The following is a 21,821-nucleotide window of genomic DNA, read 5'->3' as shown; positions in this document are numbered from 1 at the left end:
GCTGACCGATACCGGTGGCGGAGTAATCGGAGGCATCGTTTTCGTGATGACCGGCATGGAACACGATGGCGATAACGTTCTTACCGTTCTCCGGCTGCGGCTTGGTCTCTGCCCACTCCATCGTGCCGTCGGCATAGAGCTTGCGCAGGCCACCGTCGCTCCAGGTGCCGTCGGAGTAGTAATAGTCGCCGATTTTCGGTTCTGTTTCCGTGCCGTCATAGGTGATGGTCACGCCCACATTCTCGCTGCCGCCGGCGTTCCACGTTCCGCCCTTGGCTGCGGTCACCTCTATGCCACTGGCTTTCACGGTGATGGTGTAGGCATACCGCTTGCCACCGAAAAACCCAAATTTGCCGGCAGCTTCTGTTTCGGGAGTGTAGGTAAAGTCATTGCTGCCTATGCTGATTCGGATGAGCGGCTTGCCCGTCATATCCTGCGGCGGCACTAACGCCTCGTATTTCTTCGTTGCGGCATCGTAATAGGGCTTTATCTCGCCGTCCGATTGGTCACCCGGTGATACCAAGCCGGCGGTTGAGTGCGTTAGCGGGTCTCCGAAAATGGTGACGGTCGCACCCTCCAACTCCTCTTCCGTAATGCCTTCGCCAGCTTTGAGAATTACTTCGATTTTCGCCATGCGGTGGATGAAACGGAGATTTATGGCTTGGTCATAACGCCCTATGGCACTGGCGTACAGGACATCGAAAGCGGCGTACCCGCCACTTTGGTCGGAAATATCCGTTTCCGATTCTATGTCCGGGGTCCATGCACTGACGCGGGCTTCATCGGTGTTCTTCCAATAGAAGGCATTATCGGCATCCTTCGGGCTTGCATTGCCCGATGCGTCCATCACGTATGTTTTGTTACCAAACACGCCTTCCAGTGACACTCTAATCTCCTCGCCGCCCGTCCACGCATCCTTACCTCCGGCGCGGGTCTGCGGCTGCGCCACCTCCGCCGTCAGTTGCAGCGGGTACTTGCCGTCGGGCAGGGGCGCGGTGCTTTCATCCTCACTGCTACAGGAAGCGAGCACCCCACAGATGAGCATCATAACCGGCAACCAGCCGCCGATGCGCGGCCACGGCCTTCTCGCTATGTTCCTTATTATTTTCATATTGTCTTTATTTATTTCGTTTTGTGCCACTGCCCGTTGCGACGCGGGCTGCCGCACCATTTATTATATATGGCGTGCCTCCGTCTTACGCCTGATGCACGGCAGTGGCTTTCAGACACACTACATTTTTGCATCACCCGCATGGCTACCACCGTCGTTCCAGTTTTCGATGGTGCTTCCGCTAAGGGTCAGCCCCGTCTTCTTCACCGTGATGGTGTAGGTATAAGAATAACCGGCCTCCAACGCGGGTTTGATCATGTCCTTGTTGGAGTAGCTCTGGTATTCCTCGTCATCGGGAGATATCTCAAGCACCAAAGCGTTGGCGAGTGTCTGCGGGAGCAGGATCATGGTGAAAGTCATCACGCCCGTGGCGGCGTCAAAGGTTGCCACGCACTTGTCCGTGGCCGTCTTCGGGGCACCGGTGCACTGGCGTAACATCCAGTCGCTCACAACGCTGCCCGCGGTCGCGGCGGTACCGGTCTTCACATCGAACGTTCCCTCGTGAACCAGGCCGCCCAGCTTGTAGTCGGCGAATTCCAGCACGGCAGTGTCGTCGAAACCGTCGGTGTTCGACACCTGCACCTTGAGGATAAGACGGGCCATCTTGTGCTTGAAGGAGCAGTCGCTGCCGCCCGCGGCGGTGTTGTCCGTGAAGCTGACGGTCGGGCTGTCTTTATCGGCCTTGGCTCCCGTGGCATGGATGTAGTCCACCTTCTCCTGTTCCGTGGTCGTGGGCTGGTTGCTTGTATTTACCGTAATCTTCCCGTCTGTACCAGGCAGGGTGGAGGCGTTTGCGCCCGATGCGTAAGGCGCGTAGGCGGCAAAAGTAAACTCGAGGAAAGCATCCTCGAAGAAGATGCCGCCACCCGCCGTCATCGGGGTGAAGTCCGCGTTGGTGCCGGTACTCGTGGTCGCGTATCCCACGTTCTTGTACTTGCCGCCCATGGTCGTGGTCGTGCCAGGGGCATCCACCACCATCACGCCGATTCGGTCGGCGTTCCACCCGTTGTCCACAGCACGGGTCTTCGGCCCGCTCACGCCTGCCGTGATTCGTGCTTCCACCGGATTGTTCTGTACCTCGTTCTCTTGTGTACACGCAGCCAATAGCGTTGCTGCTGCAATAATGAAAAACCTCATGTTCATTGTCATAATCTTGTTTTTTTGATTAAAATATTTATCGTCAGTTAGCATCCCCATTGCCGCTTTCTACCTCGTTCCAGCCCGTGATGGTTGCGCCCGTTACCCCGGCCTCTACGGGCAAAAGCAGATTACCCGTGAGTTTAACCGGTTTGGTGCCGTTATTGAAGTCCCTTATGGCCTCGGTAAGGTCGCTCACTACCCGCTGCGTGTCACCGTTGTTGAAAGTGATGTCCACCGTCAGCGTATGCGTTTCCGTCGGGACGATGCCGAGCAGTCGGAAAAAGATTGTGAACTTGTTGCCGTCCTGCCTGAAAGCGTTTGTTACTTGTGCCGCTGCACTCCGGTCGCCTGTTGCCATATCCGCTGCCGAAGCCACGCCGGAGAGCGTTGCCGTAGCCGACTGTACACGGCTGTAGTCGCCTTCCGTGGCGGTCAGTTCGATGTCGAGCCTGCGCACGTATTGTCTCATCGGGGCGGTGACGTGCAGGGTGTCATCCGCCACGACGCTGATGTCCTGGTGCGAGGCGAAGAGGTAGCCGGGGTGCGGCTCTATTGCACCCGTCAGATCCACCGGATTCACCGTTGCCTTGTTTCCGTCGATACTAATCCCCTCCGGGGAGTTGTACACCGTCAGGCCGTAGCCACCGGGCGCGAGCAGCGCGTCGAACACGTTGGTCGCCGCACTCACGTTCTGTTCCCTCCCGCCGATGCGCAGTGTGTATGCCTGCGGTATGTCCGCCTCGGTGCTCTTTCCGCTCCAGTCTGTGGTTACGACCACCGCCCCACGGTCGGGGTGCGGCGTGTCATAGAGGTCGTCCTTCACGCACGAGGTCAGTATGGCCACCGCACCTATTAGATATAATAAGGTATAAGCCTTTCCGTATGCTCCCGTATATTCCTTTATCTGTCGTATGATTATCGTTGTATTCATTGTTCCTCCTTTCCGCTAAAAGATGTTCCACACCAGGGTGACACCCGCCGAAACAGGACCCCACCAGTTCTTTGTTCCGCTGCCGCGCCTTACCCTCACGCCGTTGATGACCACATACTTGTCATAGTCGGCATGGATATAGCCGATGCCGAGGTTGAAATCAAGAGAAAGGGCATTGTTGAGTTTCAGCTGATAACCTCCGACGATACCACCGCCCATGAGGTCGCCCTGACGGCCTGTTTCGGACAGCTTGTAGTTGAACTGCCCGGCCTTGTACATCGCACCGATATAGCCCCGTTTCTCCTTGCCGAGATACCATCGCACTTCGGGGGCCACTTCCCAAAGGGCATAGCGGCGGTTCTTGTCGTCCCAGCTCCATGAAGCCCACGTACCGTTCACGGCAATACCCACATGGCGGTTGATGCGCCACTCGATACCCAAATCGGGAGTGAGGGTTGCCCAACGCAGGAGGTTGGCACGCAAGGCAAAATGATACGGGGTGGCTATTGCCGTTTCTTCAGCTTGCAGGCGGGCTTGTTCCTCCGCTTCCAGACGCTCTTTTTCGACTTGTTCCGCTGCCATGCGTTCACGCTCCATCCGTTCCGCCTCGGCTTTCTCTCGGGCTGCCTGCTCTGCAGCGATACGCTCCTGTTCTGCCTTTTCCTTGGCAGTCTGTTCCGCTTTTGCCTGCTCTTTCGCTGCCATACGTTCGCGCTCCGCCTCGCCAGACACCTCTTTGTTATAGGCTTCCACTCTGGCGGCGGCTTCCGCACCGGCTATCTCCGCCACTTTCTCAACAGAGGCAGGGAGGGTGACGATGACCATGTTGTGCAGGGATTTTCCGTTCCCGTCCGTATAGGCTTCGTCAAACAACTGGTCGGTGACGAAGTTCGACTCTTTTATCTTGCCGCGCACAATCAGTTCCGACTTCACACGATTGCGGCGTGTCTTTGCCACTTGCGCCGCAGTCTGTTCTTCGTTGCCGTCCGTAGCGTAGCTTGTCACTAAAAGATACATTTGTCCGGCTTCGATGGCGGGGCGGTGTTCGTCGATGGCTGCAAGCAACCGCTCAAGTTCCTGTCCGTTGCCGCTCCACGGGGAGAAGAACATATCGTTCTCTGCCACGAACCGGAAACGGTAGGCAGTGGAGTCCGGCTTCTCCTGTGCCGAAAGCGACAATCCTGTAACGGCAAGAAAGACCGTCAATAATATTCGTTTTATCACTGTCATATTTGATAAGATTTGTTGTTACGGGTTAATAAAAAAGCATATCGGCGGCGTATGCGGGCATTGTTGTTCCATGCTCCGGCATACACCGCCGACGGATATGACGATACGCGCCCCCGATTGGTGAGGGCGGCATGTAAAGGTTCGGATAATAACGTGGAAAGGAGAGATATTCCGGAAAACGGACTCTCCGTAAGTGATTGGTATTTAAGGAATATTTTGTATATTGACGCGCGTAGCCATGAGAGAGAGAGAGAGAGAGAGAGAGAGAGAGAGTAACCGAATTATCTGAATATCCAAATAATCGGCACACATTTTAAGCGCATCGGACAAATATTTTCCGGATATGGAAACAACTTTACGAAACGGTAATGACACGAAAAAAGCCTCCGTCTTATAGGACGAAGCACCGCCTGAACAAAAAATATTTGTTATATACGGGTGGTATTTATATGTGCTTTTATTGCCGTTCATACATCGTTAACAAAACATTCTCGAAATACAATAGCAAAAGTACAAATAATTTCTCATTCCGCAATGAATTGAATGATATTATTTTGCAGAAACTTTTCCGGCAAGGCGGTTCCACTTTTTCATATTTGCTTTTGCCTGTCTTATACCCCTATCGGATTGACTTTCATCGTTTCTAAGTTCAGGAACAGCCCGTGATGCTCAATCATCCCGTGGCGGAACATTTTCCAGAGGATATTGCAGCCGAGTTGCGCCAGCGTGGAGTTGATAAACAGATCCTGTTTTTCCAATGCCTCTGCCAGTGAGCAACTCGGTCCGGAATCCACTTCTTTCACTCTCGCATATTTCACAAAACGGGTAATGACTTTCAGTGAGCCGACCGTTTCATACATCGTGGAAACCGGCTGTTTGATTTTCTTCGGCACGGTTCCCAGTACAACCTGCCCGGCGGTCTTTGTATTCCCGAAATCCATCCAGTAGAGCGGCGTGTTATTGTCCGTATAGGAGGATGAAGGAACTTTCGCAAGCACGTTCCACAAATCGAGTCTGGATTTTATATTATCCGTACAGGTAATGGTGATGTTCGCAATTTCGGTCCGCTTTACCTCCTTCAATACCGACGGATAGAAACTCGCCTCCGCTTTCCAGTCGTTTCCGAAAAAATTGTTTATCCTTGTGACCAGACATTGTGACTTGTTCAGTCCCAGGTCCGACGGTCCGAAGAGCTGCCGCCCAATGTTTGCGTCCGTCACGATGTCTGGATCGTAGACCGTTACGAACAATCCCGGATGTCCGAGTGCACGGAGCGTGACATCCAGTCTTGCCATACCGGTCAGCACTTGCGAGCCTGTACCGCCCGCGCCTATGATGTTTACCGTCACCGGATGTTGCGGGTTCATCAGGTAACTGTCTGTATAATGTACTCTTTTCATCGCAATATGTCTTTTAGTTTCAGTTTTTTTAAAGGTTGCAGTTCGTCAAGGTCAAAAGGCTTGTCCTTTGCCGCTTTCGTTACCAGTACCAGATTGGATTTCGTGGGGTTCCCACCTCCACCCAGATGGGAGAACTCCGTCAGCCAGAACCTCTTTTCCCAATACTCCAGCAGGTTCGTGTAGGTCAGGTCTTTCGGCTTCTCAATTTTTGCGGAGCCCAGACAGACGCTCGCTCCCGTCACATTGAAGAACGGAGCCGCAAAAAGGTCCGAATTGTCTGTCAGTTCAACATCTGTATAGGCATAGACATTCAGACGGTTTTCTCCGGCCTCATAGATCACGCCCGGCAGGTTGTATTCCGCGCTTTCAATCTTCAGGATGTCATGGAAGAACATCATGCGCTTTTGGGGCGGGTTGTACCAGATGTATTTCTCACTGCCCTTGCGCGGGTCAAACCACAGCAGGTTGGACGGTATCCTGCCGTATGGTGTCACACTGTGGCTTTCGGAATAGCCCCGTACCAGTTCGTTCATGAACTCCACCGTCACCGGACGGCCTTCGCCCATTGTCCCATTTTCGTCTATGTCCCTGACTTCGATAAAATAACCGTCGTCATCCGTGCTGTGGTTGTCATTCTCTTCCGCATAGACAATCAACGCCGCCCTCGGATGAAGCAGCGTCCTCAGTTTTCTTGTAAGTTCATTCGTTTCTACCATAATCTTTCAATATACAATGTTAATAAATTCATCCGCCCACTTGAAGAACCGTTCCGGATAGTCATCCATGATAAACAGGCGGTCGGTTTCCGGTGACAGGGCACAGGTGGTAATCGGGATGATATCGTATGTCTCCTGGCTGTTATTATTGTAATAGTCCACCAGATATTCGGACACCATGTCGTCGCAGTCATAGACCACCCTTATCTGCTGATCCAGACGCATCGGCTGAAAATCCGGTTCCTCCTCGTAAAAGGCATCATAGCCGTATTGCATGATACCGTGTTCCGGGTTAAGGAAGGGCAATCCCTTTTTCATCGCTCCGACAATGGAACGCTCGAAGTCGTTTTGCGGGGTGTATTTTTCAAGTGCCTTCGGCAAATCCTTGTAATAGGACTTTTTTTCAACATGCTTTAGCAGCCTGCCGATTTTCCCTTTCTCGTATGACCGTACCAGTTCCAGTCTTTTGACAGTTTCCTCTTCCTCCTCCTGCGAATCATCCTCTTTCAGCCACATGAATATATAATCCGTGTCCTCTTCGTCCAAAATGGTAGAGATTCCGTTTGCCCACATCAGCTTGTTAATGAATGTAATGGAAATCCTCCTGAGCGTAGAATTGAGAGATTCAACGAATTTCATCGGGAAATAGTACAAGGTCAGTTCGCCCCATTTGTGACACTTCCACAGATTGAAATAGAGCCTGCCGTTATCCTGTTCGATATTCACATTCATCCCTTCCCCGACAAGTTTGTCCATCTCGTCGTACAGATTGGCTATGCTTGCCCCGATACTTTTGCCCGGAGTATGCACCGCTTCCTGTTTCAACAAAAGGGCATAGTTGAAAAACGAGTCACGCAGGAACTCGTAGTTTTCCTGCGTAATCACGTTGATGCCATTACTGCCGTATGAATCCACGACAATACTTTTCTGTGCTATCGGGGCAAGTGCCGTATTCAGAAAAGAATTACGGCCCCGCTTGGAGCCGTAATCCGTTCTGTCCTGTTCACACCGTGTCGTACATTCCGTTCTGTCTGGCCGATGATGAGCCTTGCGAGCAGTGCCGACTGATGTTCGTCCAATGGTACACATGATTTCTTCTTTTTATTGTCCTTCTTCATGGTTTCCTATCCTTTTGTCCCGATGGTGGTCTTGAACTCGTACACCGCCTTGTCATTCTTGATGACCGGTCCGTGTACCGTCGCCGTGGTCAGCTCCGGGTAGAAGTTGGAGTAGTAACTCATGACCATTTCGGGGCTGTCCGACGGGTTGGGATCGTCGAGCGTAATCATTCCGCTGCCTTTCTTGAACGTGAACGAGCGTGTCATTCCTGTGATTTCGAGTGCCATAATCTTAAACTGTCTGATAAGGTGAATACTTGGGTTCTAACATGGATTGGGGAAAATCGGGATATTCCTCGTAATCCTTGGGATTGTAATTGATTTCTCCGTCCGCGGGATATTGCGCAGGGTAGTCTTCGGGAGAGAATGCCTGTTCCTGCCAGTGCGTGTCAGACTGTGCCCCGTATGGAGGCTGCGGAGCCGTAGGCTGTTGTCCGGCATATTGCGGCTGTGGCGGAAGCGGTCTTTGCGGCGGTTGTTGCGGTGGCCACATCGAAGGCTGTTGCAGCGGTTGTGCCGTCATAGGCCGCTGCGGTTGTCCTGCTATCGGTCTCGGAGCCTGGGGCTGCGGCGGATAGGGCGGTTGCTGCATGGGAACTGCCATTGGTCGTGGCTGTGGCTGTTGTGCCGTTGCCGCCATAGGTTGCGGTTGCTGCTGTGGCTGTGGCTGCGGTTGCGGTGCCGGTTCATCCATCAGCTCGAACAGGCTGCCCTTGTTCATCGCCTTCTTCTGTTCCTCCACCATGCTGTCAATCTTCTTCAGGTCTTGCGGCTTGGCATGGAGGCGTGCCTGGCCGAGTGCGGAGACAGCCTCGCTGTGCTTCCCGGCGGCAATCAGTTCCTCCGCCTTCTTGAGATGCTTCTCGTACTTCTCGCGTTTCTCCTTCTCCTCCTTCGTCTCTTTGGCTTTTTCTTCCTTCGCCGCCTTGCTGTCGGCAGCGGCCTTGTCAGCCTGCGCCTCGAACTGCGCCATGTTGGTGATCAGTCCCGCCACCTTCTGTATCGGCCGGGCGACGGTTTGCAGGAATCCCGCGTCCAGTTCCTCCGGCAGTCCGCTGACCGTCAGGGGCACGATGTGGTTCTGGGCCTCGTCCTTCAGCCCGTTCGACTTCGGCAGTGTGGATACCGCCATTTGTCCGTTCGCTTTGCGGATGACTATCGTGAGGTCCACGCCCTCGGTCATCATCTGGTTGATTGCTGTAAAAAACATAACTGTAATAATTTAAAGTGTGAATAATCGTATTTTTTATCGGTTGAAGAACTCCGCCAGCAGCCTGTCCCTGTCGGGATGGTGGCATATTTCCAGGATGGGGTTCAGCAGCGTGGAGATGTGTACCGGTCCTGTGCCTCTTGGCGGGAACTTGACTACGGGATTCGGCTCCACTGTCCTTTTTCTTCTTGTTGCGGGCATCGGCATCTGCACCGGTGCCATCGGCGGTCTTGAGATGATTGCTTGGTTCATGACTTTATAATTTTAATTGTGAATATCCGGGCTTTGGCAGCCCGTTGAACTACAAGGGCTTTACGGTAAACGCTTCCGGAAAGGCAAGGCTTTCGGGAAAAATACCGGAGCGCAGCGAGGATGATTTTTCCGCGAAACCCGAAGGGCCCGGCCTTGCCGTCCGAAAAGAAGCGTTTGCCAACTTTGCCCTGTAGTTCACGGTCTGTCAATGGCTGTATGCGCTTCCCTGTCTTTTCCATGCGTGTCCTCGTCATTCTCATTTCCATAAGGCATGGGAAACAAAAAGAGCCGCCCGAAAGGACAGCCCTGTTCCGCGAGGTGATATTTGGACCTGTATGGTATATCCGCTTCATATGTCTGTATCTTTAGAAAACCAGATAGCTGAGAATGCAGAAAAGTATAGCCGCCGCTACCAGCAGGCAGGCTATTTTATATAAAAACCTGAAGAATCCCTTGAAACACACGATGGCGACTGCCGCCCATACGGGCGATATTCCTCTTGAGTGGAGATAGCTGAACACGATGAAGGCGACAATGGCCAATGCCATAATCCTTATCCATTTGGCTGTCCTGAGTTTTTCGATACATTCCCTTGTTTTCATGACCGTATATGGTTAATGGGTGAAACATGTCATTTCCAATTTCAGGGGCCGGAAAGCGGACCGCCTCCACCGGCAAGGTTTTCGGGGAAAATACCGGAACGCGAGTGAGGATGATTTTCCCCGAAACCTGCAAGGCCCGACCTTGCGGGTGGAAACGGGCGGTTCCGCTACCTTTGCCCTTGAATTGGAATGGCAGTGCATTATTTCCCCTTCCCTCCCTTGGGCTTGGGGAACGAGAGTTTCAGGTTGAAGTCCGCGTCAAAGGCTACCGCGGCGTCGAAAGAGGCCCCTTTCTTGCCCTTGACCCCCTTGATCAGCCTGGTGGAGCCGGAAGAGAAAAGCTGTTCCAGATGCTGGTCGGTCAGCTCCTTGTTCAGGAAACGGCGGAACACCAGCAGTCCGCACCCCTCATGGTCGCACTTGGCGACTTTTGCCTTCACTATCACATTGCCGGTCTTGCACTTGGGGCAGGTAAAGGCGCGTGACGACGGTTCGGGGAATTTGAGACGCAGTATCTCACCGGTCACTTTCCCGGTGTATTCCCGGATGGAGAGCATGAAGCTTTCCGGATCGAGGGTGTGCCCCTCTATCTGTGCCAGTGCCTTCTCCCATGTACCGGTCAGTTCGGCATCGGCCACCATCATGCCCTTGACCGACTCGTAGAGGTAAAGCCCCTTTTCCGTCGGGCGGATGCTCTTGCCGGAACGCTCGATATAGTCACGCTTGAAAAGGGTCGTGATGATGGCGGCACGGGTAGCGGGCGTGCCGATGCCCAGCTCCTTCACCGCTTCCCGTGCCTGTCCGTCAGCGATTTCCTTACCGCAGTTCTCCATGGCGGTGAGCAAGGTCGCTTCCGTGTAAAGGGGTCTGGGCAGGGTCTTTTTCTGTGCCAGCCCGTATCCCATGACCGGGATTTCCTCGCCTTCGGCAAACACCGCCGTTCCCCCGTTACCTTCCGGCTCGTCCTTTTCACGGTCTTCCTTCCGGGAGAACACGGCACGCCAGCCGGGATTGACGATGACGGCGGATTGTGAGCGGAAATCCATACCCTCGCACACGCACTCCATCTTCAGTGACTCTTTCTCGCAGCGTGGAGAGAAGGCTTCCAGCATCCTTCCGGCTATCATCTCATAAACAACCGCTTCCGCCTCGGACAGCCCTTCGGGAACGACGCCCGTGACGATCAGTGCATGGTGGTCGGTCACTTTCGTGGCGTCCACGCTCCGGGTGTTCAGGCCGGAAAGGTCGAAAGTCCGTCCGTATTCCCTGAACCAGGGCATGGTGATGACCTTTTCCAGCAAGGCCGGGACATGTGCCATGACATCCTCCGGGATATAACGGCTGCCCGTTCTCGGGTAGGAGACCAGTTTCTTTTCGTACAGGGACTGGGCGATGGAAAGGGTCTTGTCCGCCGAAAGGTCGTGGTGGATGTTGCAGTCCTTCTGTAGTGCGGTAAGGTCATACAGAAGCGGAGCCTGCTGAAATACCGTCTTTCGTTCTACCTTATTTATGGTCACCACAGAGTCGGAAGTAATGCGCCTGTACGCGGCCTCCGCCCCATTCTTGTCCCTGAAGTCCTCCGGGTGGAAGAACTGCCGGTGCACGTCGTCTTTTTTCAGCGCGATATGCAGCTGCCAGTATGGAGTGGAGACGAAGTTCCGGTTTTCCTTGAAGCGTGCGCATATCATGGCGAGCGTGGGAGTCTGCACACGGCCTATGGAGTTGTTCGCCGATCCGGAGGCTGTCGCCAGGGCGCGGCTCGCGTTCATGCCCACCAGCCAGTCGGCCTTCGCACGGCTGTCGGCGGCGGCATAGAGGCTGTCGTATCCGCTTCCCTCCCTGAGGTTCGCCATGCCCTCGCGGATGGCCTCGTCGGTAAGCGAGGAGATCCACAGCCGTCTGAAGGGCTTGGTATAGCCCAGATAAGAATATATCCACCGGAAGATAAGTTCCCCCTCGCGGCCCGCGTCCGTTGCCACGATGATGCTGTCGCATTTGGAGAATACTTCATCAATGATTTTGAGCTGTTTGCCGGCGGCGATGTCCGTCACCATCCCCCTGTCCGTGCGTATCTGCCGTGGCACAAGGCGGAACGGTTCGGGAATCATCGGGAGGTCTTCGGCGGTGGTCCTCGTGTAGCCGTATGTTCCCGGCAATGCCAGCGACACTAAATGTCCCAGCGCCCATGTCACCATGTAGCCGTTTCCTGTTATGTAGCCGTCCATTTTTTCTGTAGCCCCGACTACGCGGGCTATGTCCTGACCGACACTCGGTTTCTCTGCTATGATTGCTATCATGATTCGGATAAAATTTAAGCCGTTTCCCGCTTGCCGGTACGCGAAGACGGGAAACGGCGGTTATACATTCGGTTTACATATTATAAGAAGGCGGGGTTACTGTTCCACGGGCTTGATACCGAGGATTTCGAGCAGCGGGTCGCCGTCCTTGCGTACCAACTGGAGTGTGGCGTCCATCACCACGTCCACGCCGAGCAGCACCAGGCTGAGCGATACCACGTTTGTCTTCTCACCGCTGAGCAGCGTATCGAGTTCCCCGGCCATTTCCAGTTCATCCTTCAGGATGCCGATGGCTGCCAGCTCGTCCCAGTTCACGTCTTCCGCCTTGAAAGGCGTGTTGTTTTCCTTGTTCATTTCCATGTTCTGATTCTTTTGGGTTCAACATTCGTTTTGCTTTGACCGTCAGGCTATGCTCGCCCCCCTGGATTGGCGGTTTTCCTCTCCCTGTCTTTGTGTGGCGGACACCACGTTGCGCTGCGAGGCGTCGCGTCTGCGGTCGGGATTCTCGTTGTAGAAGTCCAGTCTGCCCTGGTTGAAGTTCGCCTTGACGTACTGCGAGATGGTCTTTCCGTCATACCCCTTGATGCCCTCGACCAGCACCGCCTTGCCGCTCTGGAGGTCGGCACGCTGCTTGCGGGTAAGCTCTACGTCCCATACCTTGGCCGGTATCTTGAACTCCTCGCGCTGGTCGAAGCCGTCCCGGGTGCGCGAGTAGCTCAGCCTGCCCGTTTCGAGGTCTGCCTTGATGAACGAGGAGAATTCCTCTCCCTTGCGGTTCACCATGTCGTTGAGGAAGATGGGCTTCCCTTCGCGCAACTCTTTCTGTTCCTCGGGAGTGATTTTCACGCCATTGATTTCATTCGGGATGTAGATTTCCCGTGCGCCTTCCGGGGAGTCGGGATTGTAGCGGGTGTAGGACGGGCGGCCTGTCGCCTCGTCGAGTTTCACGTAGGAGGAGAACAGTTCCCCGTCCTTGCGCTTCATGCCCTCCACGAAGATGGCCTTGCCCTCGTTCAGGTCGTCAATCTGCTTCTTGGTCAGTTCGACGCCTCCCAAAGACTGCCGGTTGAAGAGCTTGTCGTTCTCGAAGATGAATTCCACGCCCCTGCGCTCGGCGTTGACCTGGAGGTGGGCGTCGAACGGGTTGCCCGATCTGGCTGTCATTCCTTCGACGAATATCTTCTTGCCTTCCCGCAGGTCGTTCTGCTCCTGCTCGGTCAGTTCAACTCCGCTGATTTCACGCGGTATGAAGACATTCTCGGCTTTCATCGCCACCACCTCGTTGGTCAGCTTGTCGATGCTGACGAAAGAGGGGACATACTCGCCGTTGCGGTTCTTCAGTTCCACGACACGCCCCATGTTGCCCGTCTCAAGCAAATTTTTCTTGTCCTCGTCCGAGAAGATGTGCCCGAAGTAGGGACGGTCGAGGTCGGGTTTCTGCCGGATACCGTGGATGCCCAGCACGATGTCTCCGGAGCGGGACTGCTGGAACGAGAGCCTCGCGTCGGTGCGTAGCACGGCGGAGCCGAAGTTCATGCTGATGGGCACGACCTGGTTGGTCTTGTAGCCCCTGAGCATCTGGTCGAGCAGCCCCCGTTCCTGGAGTTCTTCACGGGAGAGCCCGAAGTTCTTCAGCTGCTCCCAGTTGATCATGGACTCGTTGTAGCGGTACTGGGGCTGCTGCTGCGTGCCGTCACCTTGGGCGGCCTGCTGCTGTGTTTCGTTTTTCTTTGCCATTTCTTCTTGATTTTGATGGTTGATACTTTGGTTTTCCTTGTCGCGGGGGACAATCTCGTACTGTTTGAGGAATTCCTCCACCGCGTCTGTCTTTTTTCCGGCGGCGAGGTCTTCGACGGCCTGCCGCACTTTCGGGTCGTCCAGCGTGTCTTCCTTGATGGAAAGGATGCCGAAGCGTGTCGGGTCCTTGAGCTGGCTCCAGAAGTTCTTCAGGAAATTCTCGAACATGTTCGCGTAACGGTCGATTTTGAGGAAGGAGTTGCGGTGCTCCTTGTCTGCCGGCACTGTTTCGTACCTGCCGTCCTTGTCGAGCTTGCTGACCGCCTGGAGGAGCAGCTCCATCTTGTCGAGGATAAGGACGATGTCACTCATCTGCTCGTTCTCGGTGACTTGCGGTTTGAGGGGTTCGTCCCTCACGTTTTTCTTTGCCATAACTTTGAGTTTTTAGCGTTGATAATTGTTGTTGTCACCGCAAATATATAGGCATAATTTTGATAAATGACTATGTTTCAATGCGTTAGGCTATCCATTTCATCAAGTGTCATCATGTTTCACCGCGAGAGGAAAGAGTGTGGGCCGGAAAATGGGAAAAACGGAGGGAGAAGCCGGAACAACGCACCAAAGCCCGAAAGCGGAAAAAAGGGGGAAGCGTACGGACAGCCGCAACCAATCGAGGAAAAACGGCAGGGACGACACGGAAAACGGAGGCAAACCGCAAGGACGGCACGCAAACGGCAAAGGAAAAACTGTAATATGCAGAGTTGGGAGCGAGCGCAGCCCTTGTCCCCGTTTGAGGTATCCCCTGATGGGACAGGAAGAAGATTTTGTTTGGAAAACTCCGGGTGGCGTGACCCATTGGGATATCATAACGCGGCAAAATATCCCCCGGCAGATTTTTTCATTGACCTTGTATTATGCGTCGTAGGTCGCTTCGCTTGCCAAGTCCCAAACCTTTCCGCAACTCGGACGGCAATACCGGAGCGTTTTTTCGGGCGGAAAATTACCGCAGGGAATTTTATGTCCCGAAAACCGAAGGCTTGAACGTGCAGGTATTCGCCTTCCGAGTTACCTTCTTGATGGGACTTGGTAAGGGAAGCGACATTAATAAGCCCGGCTATTGCTATTGGAGAAATTTGGTACTTTTCCCATTTTTTTCCAATAGAATAATCGCACTACAGATAATTTTTACTACTTTTGCAACATGAAAATACCAAGAGACAAATACTTACAAGAGCTGCAAAGTGTGATGCACAACGGAATGATTAAGATTATTACCGGTGTACGACGTTGTGGAAAATCTTACCTTCTATTTGAGTTATTCAAACAATCATTACTTGATAATGGCGTGAATGAAGATCATGTTATTCAAGTAGATTTGGAAAACCGACGTAGTAAAGATCTCAGGAATCCGGACACATTATTGGATTATATTGACGGGCATATTGTAGATAACGATATGTACTACATACTATTGGATGAGATTCAACTTGTTCCAGAATTTGAAGATGTACTCAATAGCTATCTGAAAATTAAAAATGCAGATGTATATGTGACCGGTAGTAATAGTCGAATGCTATCCAGTGATGTAAAAACCGAATTTCGTGGTCGAGGATATGAAATCAGAGTACATCCTTTAAGTTTTTCGGAATTTCTCAAGACAGGACAGTACGCAAGCGAACTTAACGCTCTGCAAGACTATATGATTTATGGAGGAATGCCGCAGATTGTGTCTTTTTCTGACAAAAAGAAGAAAGAAAACTATCTTAAATCATTGTTTCAGGGTACTTATATACGCGATATAAAAGAACGGTATAATATTAGGAATGATGATGATTTGAACGAACTTATAGACATTATAGCTTCTAATATCGGTTGCCTGACAAATCCGACAAACCTTGAAAATACATTCAAATCTGTGAAAGGTCATAGTATCTCAGATACAACCATACAGAGTTATCTCGGGATGTTACAAGATGCGTTTATGGTGGAAAAAGCCATTCGGTATGACATTAAAGGTAAGCATTACATCAATACACCTTCAAAATACTATTTTGAAGATGTAGGATTGCGCAATGCCCGTCTGAATTATCGTCAGATTGACGGTGGCCACCTTATGGAAAATATTATATATAATGAACTGCGTATCAGAGGGTATTCTGTTGATGTCGGGCAAGTGGAGGTGAGAACAACAAATGCCGAAGGAAAGAAAATACGAAAACTATTGGAAGTGGATTTTATTTGTAACAGTGGGAACAAACGTATGTATATACAATCAGCACTTGATATGCCTACTCCTGAGAAAATTGATCAGGAAACAAATTCACTTCGTCATATCAATGATGGATTCCCTAAAATAGTCATAGTTGGAGGCTTAACCCCTTCTTATGTGAATACTGATGGCATATCAATCATGAATGTGATTGACTTCCTTAAAGATACAGAAATGGGGCTATTGTAAATAATTACAATATGGGCAAAATGGTGTGCTAAAAATGGTGCGTAGGTCTCTATACAAGATGACCTACGCATCATTTTTATAATCCAGGATTCCTTTTAGAGATATACAAGTTCAAGTATGTATACTCCAGCCGTGTATGGGAGTCAGTGTAACCGCATAAGACTGGTCCGGTTTTCCATGGTAAAGCAATCCTCCGACAATACCGCTGCTTCCGTTAGCGGCCACTTCCGCAAAACCGAATGAATGTGGGGCGAAATCCCGGTAGAGTTCAATTTCATACCTGCCGTTTGAGTTCTTCTCCCATTGTTTGAGGCGTTCAATGCAATTCTGAAATGTTGTGTCGCCGATACTTTTGGCGTACTCCACTACCTTATCGTAGTGTTCCTGACATCTGATTTTCATAACATGATTTAATTGGATTTATAATAGTTCTTCGTATGTTCCGAAACCGATACACTCTGCTATGGTGAAATCTTCCCTGCCTTTGTCCGCCATGGATTTCATATCATTCAGGCTGTCGCAGTAGAAGAATATTTCATCGTCCTTTTCCGTATCGGCATCCATAGCCAAAGCAATTCTTGCCTCTTCCGTTTCCAACGTATCGTTCCACCGTATCACGCAATCCGCGTAATGAGGTTCACATCCTTTTTCTGTATAGAATTTAAGATAATGGCTTCCGATTTCCTTTCTGACCTCATCCGGCTTTTTCCATGAACTGTCATCCACGATTTCAAAACCCAGCCCTTCGACCAGCAGGCAAGTACCATTATCATATACCATCATGGTGCGTTTGCCGATGTGTTTTTTACGCATTTCCGCCCAGTCGGGTATATCCCAACGCTCGGTAGTCCATACCCCGCGATAGGCTTCAGATATGGAATTGTATTCGCTTAATGTTATCTTCTTCATGTCAATGTTTTTATAGGATACAGAAAGTTACCTTATAAGTCTTGCACGCCTTTCCGAATGCCGGATTGGTGTCGAATTCGTTGTATGACTCCCAATCCACCGACATGGTGTAACCGTTCGGAAAGTTTTCAACGATGAACTTGGTTATCATCTCCTTGTCTTCATCGGGCAGGAACAGTTCCTCGTCGATGCCGTACTCCAATGAAAAAATCGCCCATTCGGGAATGTTGTCCCAAACGATCGTCTTGCTGTTATTGTTATTCATAGTCCTGCTGATTATTGGGGTGAAACCATAAGTCTTTTTATAATTTCGTCAAGCTCCGTTTCCCACTTGTCCGCCCCCTCAATGAGTGACGGGTAGGTCAGCTGTTTCCACTGTCGGTAATCGAACAGTTTCATCCGTAGCGGATAGTAGTCGAACAGCTTCCTGTTGTCAGCGAATATTCTCAGGTGGTTGGTTCCCACCTCCATCAGTTTCAGTCCGTATCGGTCGATTATCTCTTTGAACCGTCCCATCGGTGTAAAGTTGCTTCTGCTCATACCTTTTGTTTTTTGAGTTAGACATCCCCGGCTTTGTAGAGCCGAGATTTTATTTCTTGCCTGCCCCGCCGTTCCGTGCCGGATTGCGCAAGGCTTTCGGGAAAAATACCGCAAGCGCAGCGAGGATGATTTTTCCGCGAAACCCGAAGGGCCCGGCCTTGCACAATCCATAAGGCACGGGACGAACTTTGCAGGCTGAAATAAAACAGCGGTGTCCTATTCCTCTTTTTTTCCGTCCTCCTGTGGAATCAGGTGTTTCAAATCCGGGTCATTGGCAATTCTTTCCATCTCATCTTCAATTATTTGCAGTACGTCCGCCTTGATACGGGAGTAGTTGCGGTCTATCTGCTGCTGCATGATGTCGTTACCGTCTGCATCCTTGAACTCGTTGATGACAGGGATTTTTTTGTAGGCTCTGGTCTCCGCCGCCACCTTCTCGTTATCGACGATGATACGGGCATGGAAAATCTTCTGCTCGATTTCCTCACCGAAGTTGTCCGCCACGCTGCCCACGAATGTACCCTGCGAGAGGTTGGCAATCTTGGAAGCGGGTATCAGGGAATCCAATTGCGTGTTGATGGAGGTGGATGTGTCCTGCCGGTTGATGGATATGGACTGCCTTTGCTGAAGGATTTTGCCGAAACGCTCCGAAAGGTTCTTTGCCGTTTCGCCTACCACCTGTCCGGAGAAAATATTGCCGACTGTATTTTGGATCACTTTCGCCTCTTTTTCACCGTAGTCACGGGTCAGCTGCGAGAAGTCCTGGAAGCCGAGACATACCGCCACCTTGTTGCTTCGGGCGGTGGCTATCAGGTTGTCGATGCCGCGGAAATAGATGGTCGGTAGCTCGTCTATAATAATGGAACTCTTCAGCTGTCCCTTCTTGTTCACCAACTTCACGATACGGGAATTGTACAGTCCCAAGGCCGCCGAATAGATGTTCTGCCTGTCAGGATTGTTTCCCACACAGAGGATTTTGGGCTGTTCCGGATTGTTCAGATCAAGTGTAAAATCATCGCCCGTCATCACCCAATACAACTGGGGTGAAATCATCCTCGAAAGCGGAATTTTTGCGGACGCTATCTGGCCCTGGAGCTGATCTTGCGCTCCAGATTGCCAGGCATCCATGAATGGGGAAAGGTAGTTTTCCAGCGAGGGATAAGAGGTAAGAATCGTGAAGATATCGGCATACGGCTTGTTAAGAAATTCTATCGCGTGGGGGAAGGTGCAATACTTGCCGTCTTTGTAAATCCGCAAGTACCAGATAATCGCCGCGAGCAGGATAATCGGTGACTCCACGAAGAAATCACCCTGTTTCTGTATCCAGGTCTTGTTCAAATTGAGCATTATCGTGTAGGCGGATTCGTAGGCATCGGAAATATCCACCATGAATTTGGGATTGATGGGATTGCACCTGTGCGAGCGTCGGGGGTCATCGAAGTTTATGACATAGAACTCCGGTTTAACCTTGTAATGTTCCTTGTGTTTAAGCAGGTGATTATAAGCTATTTCGGATAAATCCGGAAACTTGTAATCATAAATGTACATGGCAAAGGATTTCTCGATTTGCTGTTTGATGTAGTTGTTTACCACCGCGTAGGATTTCCCGCTGCCCGGTGTTCCAAGCACGATGGACGCACGAAAAACGTTTACAACGTTGATCCATCCGTCCCATTCCTTGCCCTGATACACGAACTTGGTCGGCAGGTTGACGGAATACTCGTTTTCCATAAAGCGGGTTTCCTGCATGAAACTCTCGTTGGCGGTGTTGAACACGTCCTCCATAAGGTTGTGTTTCAGCATACGGCTTATCCATACGCCCGACATCAAAAGAAGGATGTACCCGGCGGTCAGCGTTACCGTGTAAATGGCGGCATTGACCGTAGGATTGAACGGCAAATCAAGCATCCACCAGTTCATGAAGAACAATACAAGCCCCGAAAGGAAGGCGGTATATATCTTCCGCCAGGTCATCTTCTGGTTCTTCACGCCCTTCGTGCCCAAACATGACAGGGCAAGGAATATGACGGCGAATACTTTTGTCACCAGCAGGTTGCTGAAAAGCCCCGCCGTCCTCTGGAAATTCAGGAGTATCTTATCGACCACTCCGATGTTGATACCCGCATCCACGAATGCCCGGTAACAGAACCAATAAACGTGGATGACGACAAACACGATGGATATGGCACGCATGAACTCCATGACCTTTGCCAATCCTCTCAAATCATCTTCTTGTTGCATATTGAATAATTTTAATGGTGAATGAATACTGTTTTCAGGAGATACCCCGTGAGCGGCGTTTCTTTTTCTTCTTGCGTTGCAGCCTGCGTGCGAGAGCCTCTTCCTGCGGGTCGGGACCATTGGCTTCAAAATCGAAGATTCCGAAAGCCTGCCCGATGGCGTTTTCCATGTCGGCAGAGAAACTGCTTTGCCTGCTGATTTCCGGTGTGGGAGCATCCAAGTCAGGAATATTGTTCGGCCCATTGAACAATCGTTCAAAGGCATTTGCCGAGAACTCCTTTCCGAGCCGCGAGCCGTTATACACCTCCCTGTTCTTGTGGTCGATGAAAGTAGCACCGTAAATGCGGCCTTCATTATTTTCACGGAATACCACGTCTATTCCCTGCCTGTTGAGCAGGCGGATGAAGTCCTCCCGGTTGCCCCGGCAGCCGTGCATGGCGAGTGCGACACCGTTCCGTATCTTGGGCTGCCATTTCTTGTCCTTGTATTCACGGGCATTGAATCCGATACGCTTTTCCAGTCCTTCATAGCCGAAGCGTTTTCCGATAAGGGAGGACTTGATGGGCGTACATACCGGCTTGCCTGTATCGTCTGTCATGGTATAGACAATGCCGTTGTAAGGCGTCCCTTCAAATTCGCCCCTGACCTGCTTCGCCTCGATGTTGAAGCAGGACAGCAACGCGCTGTACTCCCCGAATGACTGAAAGCGGTAAGTGGAGAACACGCTCTTGAGGATGTTGGAAACTTGTTGCTTTACATCGCCATTCTGATAGTCTGCTTTTTTCAGATATGGTTCCAACATTTCCCTGCGTTTGTCCTCCACCTGCTTCAGTCCGAACTTGCGTTCCAGTTCCCGGCAGGCTTTCATCGAGCGATTCCACTCGTAGGCGTCATCTATCTTTTCCCCTTTCTCGTTCACGCAGGTGGAAACGATATGGATATGCCTGCGGTCTATGTCCTCGTGGATATACACGATGTAAGGCTGGTCGCCGTAGCCCATGCGTTGCATATACTCCCTTGCCAAATCCGCAAACTGGCTATCGGTCAGTTTGTCGTCCACAGAAGGATTAAGGGATATATGCAGTATGGGCTTTTCCGTATTCTTGTTGGCGAGCAGGTAGTTCTCGAATGCCCAAAGCGTGTTCCTCATGACCTGCTCCGGATTACCCGTGACATCGGCAATCATGCGGTTGCCCGAAATGATGCGTGCCGTGGAGTCGTCCACTTTCTGCTGGTTGTAGATGACAGCCCCATAGAGCGAGGCGCCCCTGTTGATTTTCGCCACCATGTCATTCCTCCTCCCTCTGCTTTTTGATAAGGTAGGTTTCCTCAAACTCATGGGTCAGCATGATGATCCGCTTGCTCAGCACCACCAGATCTATGGTCGTCTTTTCCAGATTGCGGAGCAGGGCGTATGCCCGTTTCTCCCCGAAATTGTTCTTGATTGCCTTGACCGTCTGGTTGTAGTTGTTGCCGATGGCCTGGAACTGGTGGTAGAAATTGGTAAGGCGGACATAGTAGTCCATCGTCGCCTTGTCGATTCTGACCACCTTGATTTCCTTTCCGAAAATCATTGCCTTGATGAATTTGGAGCGTTCCCTCAGTCCCGATTTTTGAAACTGGATATCGAACTTTACGTTCTCTTCCGAGTTTAGCCGCACCACATAACGGTACACGGCAGGGTCGGTTTTCGGTTTCCGCCCTACACCTTTTCTTGTTTTTCTGTTCTTGTTTTCTTCCATACGCATTGATGTTTTTTGTTTCTGATCTTCCGTCATGGATTCACGACTTTGGAGTGAATCCCACCCCGAGCCGGCAGGCGAGCGGCAAGTTGTTTTGAGTGCCCGAATTCATTTCGGGTGCCTCAAAACACAACTTGCTATTACCGCTTGGTAATGAATTTTCCTTCGTCAAATTAAATTTTGACCT

At 51.4% G+C, this 21,821-nt stretch carries 26 protein-coding genes; 3 read left to right on the top strand and 23 right to left on the bottom strand.

All coding sequences use genetic code 11. The annotated features are described in order from the left end of the window. The 4 genes from ACESQI_RS23360 to ACESQI_RS23345 all read right to left on the bottom strand — a co-directional run. The coding region (locus tag ACESQI_RS23360) for a fimbrillin family protein (protein ID WP_195305369.1) at positions 1–1,111 on the bottom strand (1,111 nt) is incomplete at its 3' end. A 120-nt stretch (positions 1,112–1,231) separates the two neighbouring features. Then, the gene (locus ACESQI_RS23355; protein WP_005832211.1) at positions 1,232–2,260 is read right to left on the bottom strand and encodes a fimbrillin family protein; all 1,029 of its coding nucleotides are present in this window, start codon (positions 2,258–2,260) and stop codon (positions 1,232–1,234) included. Between the two features lie 31 nt (positions 2,261–2,291). After that, a complete protein-coding gene (locus ACESQI_RS23350) occupies positions 2,292–3,182 on the bottom strand; it encodes a FimB/Mfa2 family fimbrial subunit (protein WP_005832209.1) in 891 nt (296 codons plus the stop codon). Positions 3,183–3,197: 15 nt separating this feature from the next. Then, positions 3,198–4,412, bottom strand: a complete 1,215-nt coding sequence (locus tag ACESQI_RS23345) for a DUF3575 domain-containing protein (protein WP_005832206.1) — start codon at positions 4,410–4,412, stop codon at positions 3,198–3,200. A 51-nt stretch (positions 4,413–4,463) separates the two neighbouring features. Between ACESQI_RS23345 and ACESQI_RS23340 the strand changes: the two genes are divergently transcribed. Next, positions 4,464–4,688 carry a hypothetical protein gene (locus ACESQI_RS23340; RefSeq protein ID WP_004318991.1) on the top strand — a complete coding sequence of 75 codons (225 nt, stop codon included), beginning with the start codon at positions 4,464–4,466 and terminating at the stop codon, positions 4,686–4,688. A 335-nt stretch (positions 4,689–5,023) separates the two neighbouring features. On the opposite strand, the gene ACESQI_RS23335 is transcribed toward ACESQI_RS23340, so the two are convergent. From ACESQI_RS23335 to ACESQI_RS23280, 12 genes are all read right to left on the bottom strand, one after another. Beyond that, the gene (locus tag ACESQI_RS23335) at positions 5,024–5,812 is read right to left on the bottom strand and encodes a PRTRC system ThiF family protein (protein WP_004318986.1); all 789 of its coding nucleotides are present in this window, start codon (positions 5,810–5,812) and stop codon (positions 5,024–5,026) included. Next, on the bottom strand, positions 5,809–6,528 hold the full coding sequence (locus ACESQI_RS23330) for a prokaryotic E2 ligase family D protein (RefSeq protein WP_004318984.1): 720 nt from the start codon (positions 6,526–6,528) through the stop codon (positions 5,809–5,811). Before ACESQI_RS23330 ends, ACESQI_RS23335 begins: the two co-directional genes overlap by 4 nt. 6 nt (positions 6,529–6,534) lie before the next feature. Beyond that, the gene (locus ACESQI_RS23325; RefSeq protein WP_227980151.1) at positions 6,535–7,443 is read right to left on the bottom strand and encodes a hypothetical protein; all 909 of its coding nucleotides are present in this window, start codon (positions 7,441–7,443) and stop codon (positions 6,535–6,537) included. A 38-nt stretch (positions 7,444–7,481) separates the two neighbouring features. Beyond that, entirely contained in the window at positions 7,482–7,646 is a 165-nt protein-coding gene (locus tag ACESQI_RS23320) for a hypothetical protein (RefSeq protein WP_227980153.1), read from the bottom strand. Positions 7,647–7,652: 6 nt separating this feature from the next. Further along, a complete protein-coding gene (locus tag ACESQI_RS23315) occupies positions 7,653–7,874 on the bottom strand; it encodes a PRTRC system protein C (protein WP_004318980.1) in 222 nt (73 codons plus the stop codon). A gap of 4 nt (positions 7,875–7,878) precedes the next feature. Further along, positions 7,879–8,856: a PRTRC system protein E gene (locus tag ACESQI_RS23310; protein WP_005832194.1), complete on the bottom strand. Its 978-nt coding sequence runs from the start codon at positions 8,854–8,856 to the stop codon at positions 7,879–7,881. 36 nt (positions 8,857–8,892) lie between these two features. Next, complete coding sequence (locus ACESQI_RS23305) at positions 8,893–9,108, bottom strand: hypothetical protein (protein WP_004318974.1); 216 nt, start codon at positions 9,106–9,108, stop codon at positions 8,893–8,895. Continuing rightward, complete coding sequence (locus tag ACESQI_RS23300; RefSeq protein WP_004318973.1) at positions 9,105–9,461, bottom strand: hypothetical protein; 357 nt, start codon at positions 9,459–9,461, stop codon at positions 9,105–9,107. Before ACESQI_RS23300 ends, ACESQI_RS23305 begins: the two co-directional genes overlap by 4 nt. A gap of 12 nt (positions 9,462–9,473) precedes the next feature. Continuing rightward, positions 9,474–9,710: a hypothetical protein gene (locus ACESQI_RS23295; protein ID WP_004318972.1), complete on the bottom strand. Its 237-nt coding sequence runs from the start codon at positions 9,708–9,710 to the stop codon at positions 9,474–9,476. A 200-nt stretch (positions 9,711–9,910) separates the two neighbouring features. After that, entirely contained in the window at positions 9,911–12,007 is a 2,097-nt protein-coding gene (locus ACESQI_RS23290) for a type IA DNA topoisomerase (protein ID WP_004318971.1), read from the bottom strand. A 96-nt stretch (positions 12,008–12,103) separates the two neighbouring features. Further along, entirely contained in the window at positions 12,104–12,367 is a 264-nt protein-coding gene (locus ACESQI_RS23285) for a DUF4099 domain-containing protein (RefSeq protein WP_004318970.1), read from the bottom strand. 42 nt (positions 12,368–12,409) lie between these two features. Further along, positions 12,410–14,176: a DUF3945 domain-containing protein gene (locus ACESQI_RS23280; RefSeq protein ID WP_004318969.1), complete on the bottom strand. Its 1,767-nt coding sequence runs from the start codon at positions 14,174–14,176 to the stop codon at positions 12,410–12,412. 151 nt (positions 14,177–14,327) lie between these two features. Here ACESQI_RS23280 and ACESQI_RS23275 point away from each other — a divergent pair, with 151 nt between their 5' ends. Both ACESQI_RS23275 and ACESQI_RS23270 read left to right on the top strand, forming a co-directional pair. After that, a complete protein-coding gene (locus tag ACESQI_RS23275) occupies positions 14,328–14,669 on the top strand; it encodes a hypothetical protein (protein ID WP_034522595.1) in 342 nt (113 codons plus the stop codon). A 276-nt stretch (positions 14,670–14,945) separates the two neighbouring features. Continuing rightward, positions 14,946–16,202, top strand: a complete 1,257-nt coding sequence (locus ACESQI_RS23270; protein ID WP_004318967.1) for an ATP-binding protein — start codon at positions 14,946–14,948, stop codon at positions 16,200–16,202. A 111-nt stretch (positions 16,203–16,313) separates the two neighbouring features. Here the strand turns inward: ACESQI_RS23270 and ACESQI_RS23265 are convergent, their stop codons facing one another. The 7 genes from ACESQI_RS23265 to mobA all read right to left on the bottom strand — a co-directional run bounded on the left by ACESQI_RS23265 (position 16,314) and on the right by mobA (position 21,640). Next, positions 16,314–16,604, bottom strand: coding sequence for a DUF4120 family protein (locus ACESQI_RS23265; protein WP_005832188.1), 291 nt, complete (start codon positions 16,602–16,604; stop codon positions 16,314–16,316). A gap of 18 nt (positions 16,605–16,622) precedes the next feature. Beyond that, complete coding sequence (locus ACESQI_RS23260) at positions 16,623–17,111, bottom strand: hypothetical protein (protein WP_004318963.1); 489 nt, start codon at positions 17,109–17,111, stop codon at positions 16,623–16,625. Positions 17,112–17,121: 10 nt separating this feature from the next. After that, positions 17,122–17,376 (bottom strand): hypothetical protein, encoded by a 255-nt coding sequence (locus ACESQI_RS23255; RefSeq protein ID WP_004318961.1) that lies wholly within the window; start codon positions 17,374–17,376, stop codon positions 17,122–17,124. 11 nt (positions 17,377–17,387) lie between these two features. Further along, the gene (locus ACESQI_RS23250) at positions 17,388–17,651 is read right to left on the bottom strand and encodes a hypothetical protein (RefSeq protein WP_004318959.1); all 264 of its coding nucleotides are present in this window, start codon (positions 17,649–17,651) and stop codon (positions 17,388–17,390) included. Between the two features lie 216 nt (positions 17,652–17,867). Continuing rightward, the gene (mobC, locus tag ACESQI_RS23245) at positions 17,868–19,892 is read right to left on the bottom strand and encodes a conjugal transfer protein MobC (RefSeq protein WP_004318957.1); all 2,025 of its coding nucleotides are present in this window, start codon (positions 19,890–19,892) and stop codon (positions 17,868–17,870) included. A gap of 34 nt (positions 19,893–19,926) precedes the next feature. Beyond that, positions 19,927–21,180 (bottom strand): conjugal transfer protein MobB, encoded by a 1,254-nt coding sequence (gene mobB / locus ACESQI_RS23240; protein WP_004318955.1) that lies wholly within the window; start codon positions 21,178–21,180, stop codon positions 19,927–19,929. A gap of 1 nt (position 21,181) precedes the next feature. Next, entirely contained in the window at positions 21,182–21,640 is a 459-nt protein-coding gene (gene mobA, locus ACESQI_RS23235) for a conjugal transfer protein MobA (protein ID WP_034522587.1), read from the bottom strand. Positions 21,641–21,821 lie beyond the last annotated feature (181 nt).

This window comes from Bacteroides sp. HPS0048 (assembly GCF_964240755.1).
Taxonomy (GTDB): domain Bacteria; phylum Bacteroidota; class Bacteroidia; order Bacteroidales; family Bacteroidaceae; genus Bacteroides; species Bacteroides nordii.
Note: the sequence above shows the minus strand (reverse complement) of the source record. Positions and strands in the feature narration are given on the sequence as shown.

Bases quoted from the DNA above. Each gene is read 5' to 3' on its own strand.
- ACESQI_RS23260 (WP_004318963.1), bottom strand. From the start codon at position 17,111: ATGAAGAAGATAACATTAAGCGAATACAATTCCATATCTGAAGCCTAT.
- ACESQI_RS23275 (WP_034522595.1), top strand. From the start codon at position 14,328: ATGGGAAAAACGGAGGGAGAAGCCGGAACAACGCACCAAAGCCCGAAA.
- ACESQI_RS23340 (WP_004318991.1), top strand. From the start codon at position 4,464: ATGCGGGCATTGTTGTTCCATGCTCCGGCATACACCGCCGACGGATAT.
- ACESQI_RS23350 (WP_005832209.1), bottom strand. From the start codon at position 3,182: ATGAATACAACGATAATCATACGACAGATAAAGGAATATACGGGAGCA.
- ACESQI_RS23335 (WP_004318986.1), bottom strand. From the start codon at position 5,812: ATGAAAAGAGTACATTATACAGACAGTTACCTGATGAACCCGCAACAT.
- mobB (WP_004318955.1), bottom strand. From the start codon at position 21,180: ATGGTGGCGAAAATCAACAGGGGCGCCTCGCTCTATGGGGCTGTCATC.
- ACESQI_RS23250 (WP_004318959.1), bottom strand. From the start codon at position 17,651: ATGAGCAGAAGCAACTTTACACCGATGGGACGGTTCAAAGAGATAATC.
- ACESQI_RS23280 (WP_004318969.1), bottom strand. From the start codon at position 14,176: ATGGCAAAGAAAAACGTGAGGGACGAACCCCTCAAACCGCAAGTCACC.
- ACESQI_RS23285 (WP_004318970.1), bottom strand. From the start codon at position 12,367: ATGGAAATGAACAAGGAAAACAACACGCCTTTCAAGGCGGAAGACGTG.
- mobC (WP_004318957.1), bottom strand. From the start codon at position 19,892: ATGCAACAAGAAGATGATTTGAGAGGATTGGCAAAGGTCATGGAGTTC.
- ACESQI_RS23320 (WP_227980153.1), bottom strand. From the start codon at position 7,646: ATGAAGAAGGACAATAAAAAGAAGAAATCATGTGTACCATTGGACGAA.
- ACESQI_RS23305 (WP_004318974.1), bottom strand. From the start codon at position 9,108: ATGAACCAAGCAATCATCTCAAGACCGCCGATGGCACCGGTGCAGATG.
- ACESQI_RS23345 (WP_005832206.1), bottom strand. From the start codon at position 4,412: ATGACAGTGATAAAACGAATATTATTGACGGTCTTTCTTGCCGTTACA.
- ACESQI_RS23355 (WP_005832211.1), bottom strand. From the start codon at position 2,260: ATGACAATGAACATGAGGTTTTTCATTATTGCAGCAGCAACGCTATTG.
- ACESQI_RS23255 (WP_004318961.1), bottom strand. From the start codon at position 17,376: ATGAATAACAATAACAGCAAGACGATCGTTTGGGACAACATTCCCGAA.
- ACESQI_RS23290 (WP_004318971.1), bottom strand. From the start codon at position 12,007: ATGATAGCAATCATAGCAGAGAAACCGAGTGTCGGTCAGGACATAGCC.
- ACESQI_RS23315 (WP_004318980.1), bottom strand. From the start codon at position 7,874: ATGGCACTCGAAATCACAGGAATGACACGCTCGTTCACGTTCAAGAAA.
- ACESQI_RS23310 (WP_005832194.1), bottom strand. From the start codon at position 8,856: ATGTTTTTTACAGCAATCAACCAGATGATGACCGAGGGCGTGGACCTC.
- ACESQI_RS23265 (WP_005832188.1), bottom strand. From the start codon at position 16,604: ATGAAAATCAGATGTCAGGAACACTACGATAAGGTAGTGGAGTACGCC.
- ACESQI_RS23330 (WP_004318984.1), bottom strand. From the start codon at position 6,528: ATGGTAGAAACGAATGAACTTACAAGAAAACTGAGGACGCTGCTTCAT.
- mobA (WP_034522587.1), bottom strand. From the start codon at position 21,640: ATGCGTATGGAAGAAAACAAGAACAGAAAAACAAGAAAAGGTGTAGGG.
- ACESQI_RS23270 (WP_004318967.1), top strand. From the start codon at position 14,946: ATGAAAATACCAAGAGACAAATACTTACAAGAGCTGCAAAGTGTGATG.
- ACESQI_RS23295 (WP_004318972.1), bottom strand. From the start codon at position 9,710: ATGAAAACAAGGGAATGTATCGAAAAACTCAGGACAGCCAAATGGATA.
- ACESQI_RS23300 (WP_004318973.1), bottom strand. From the start codon at position 9,461: ATGAAGCGGATATACCATACAGGTCCAAATATCACCTCGCGGAACAGG.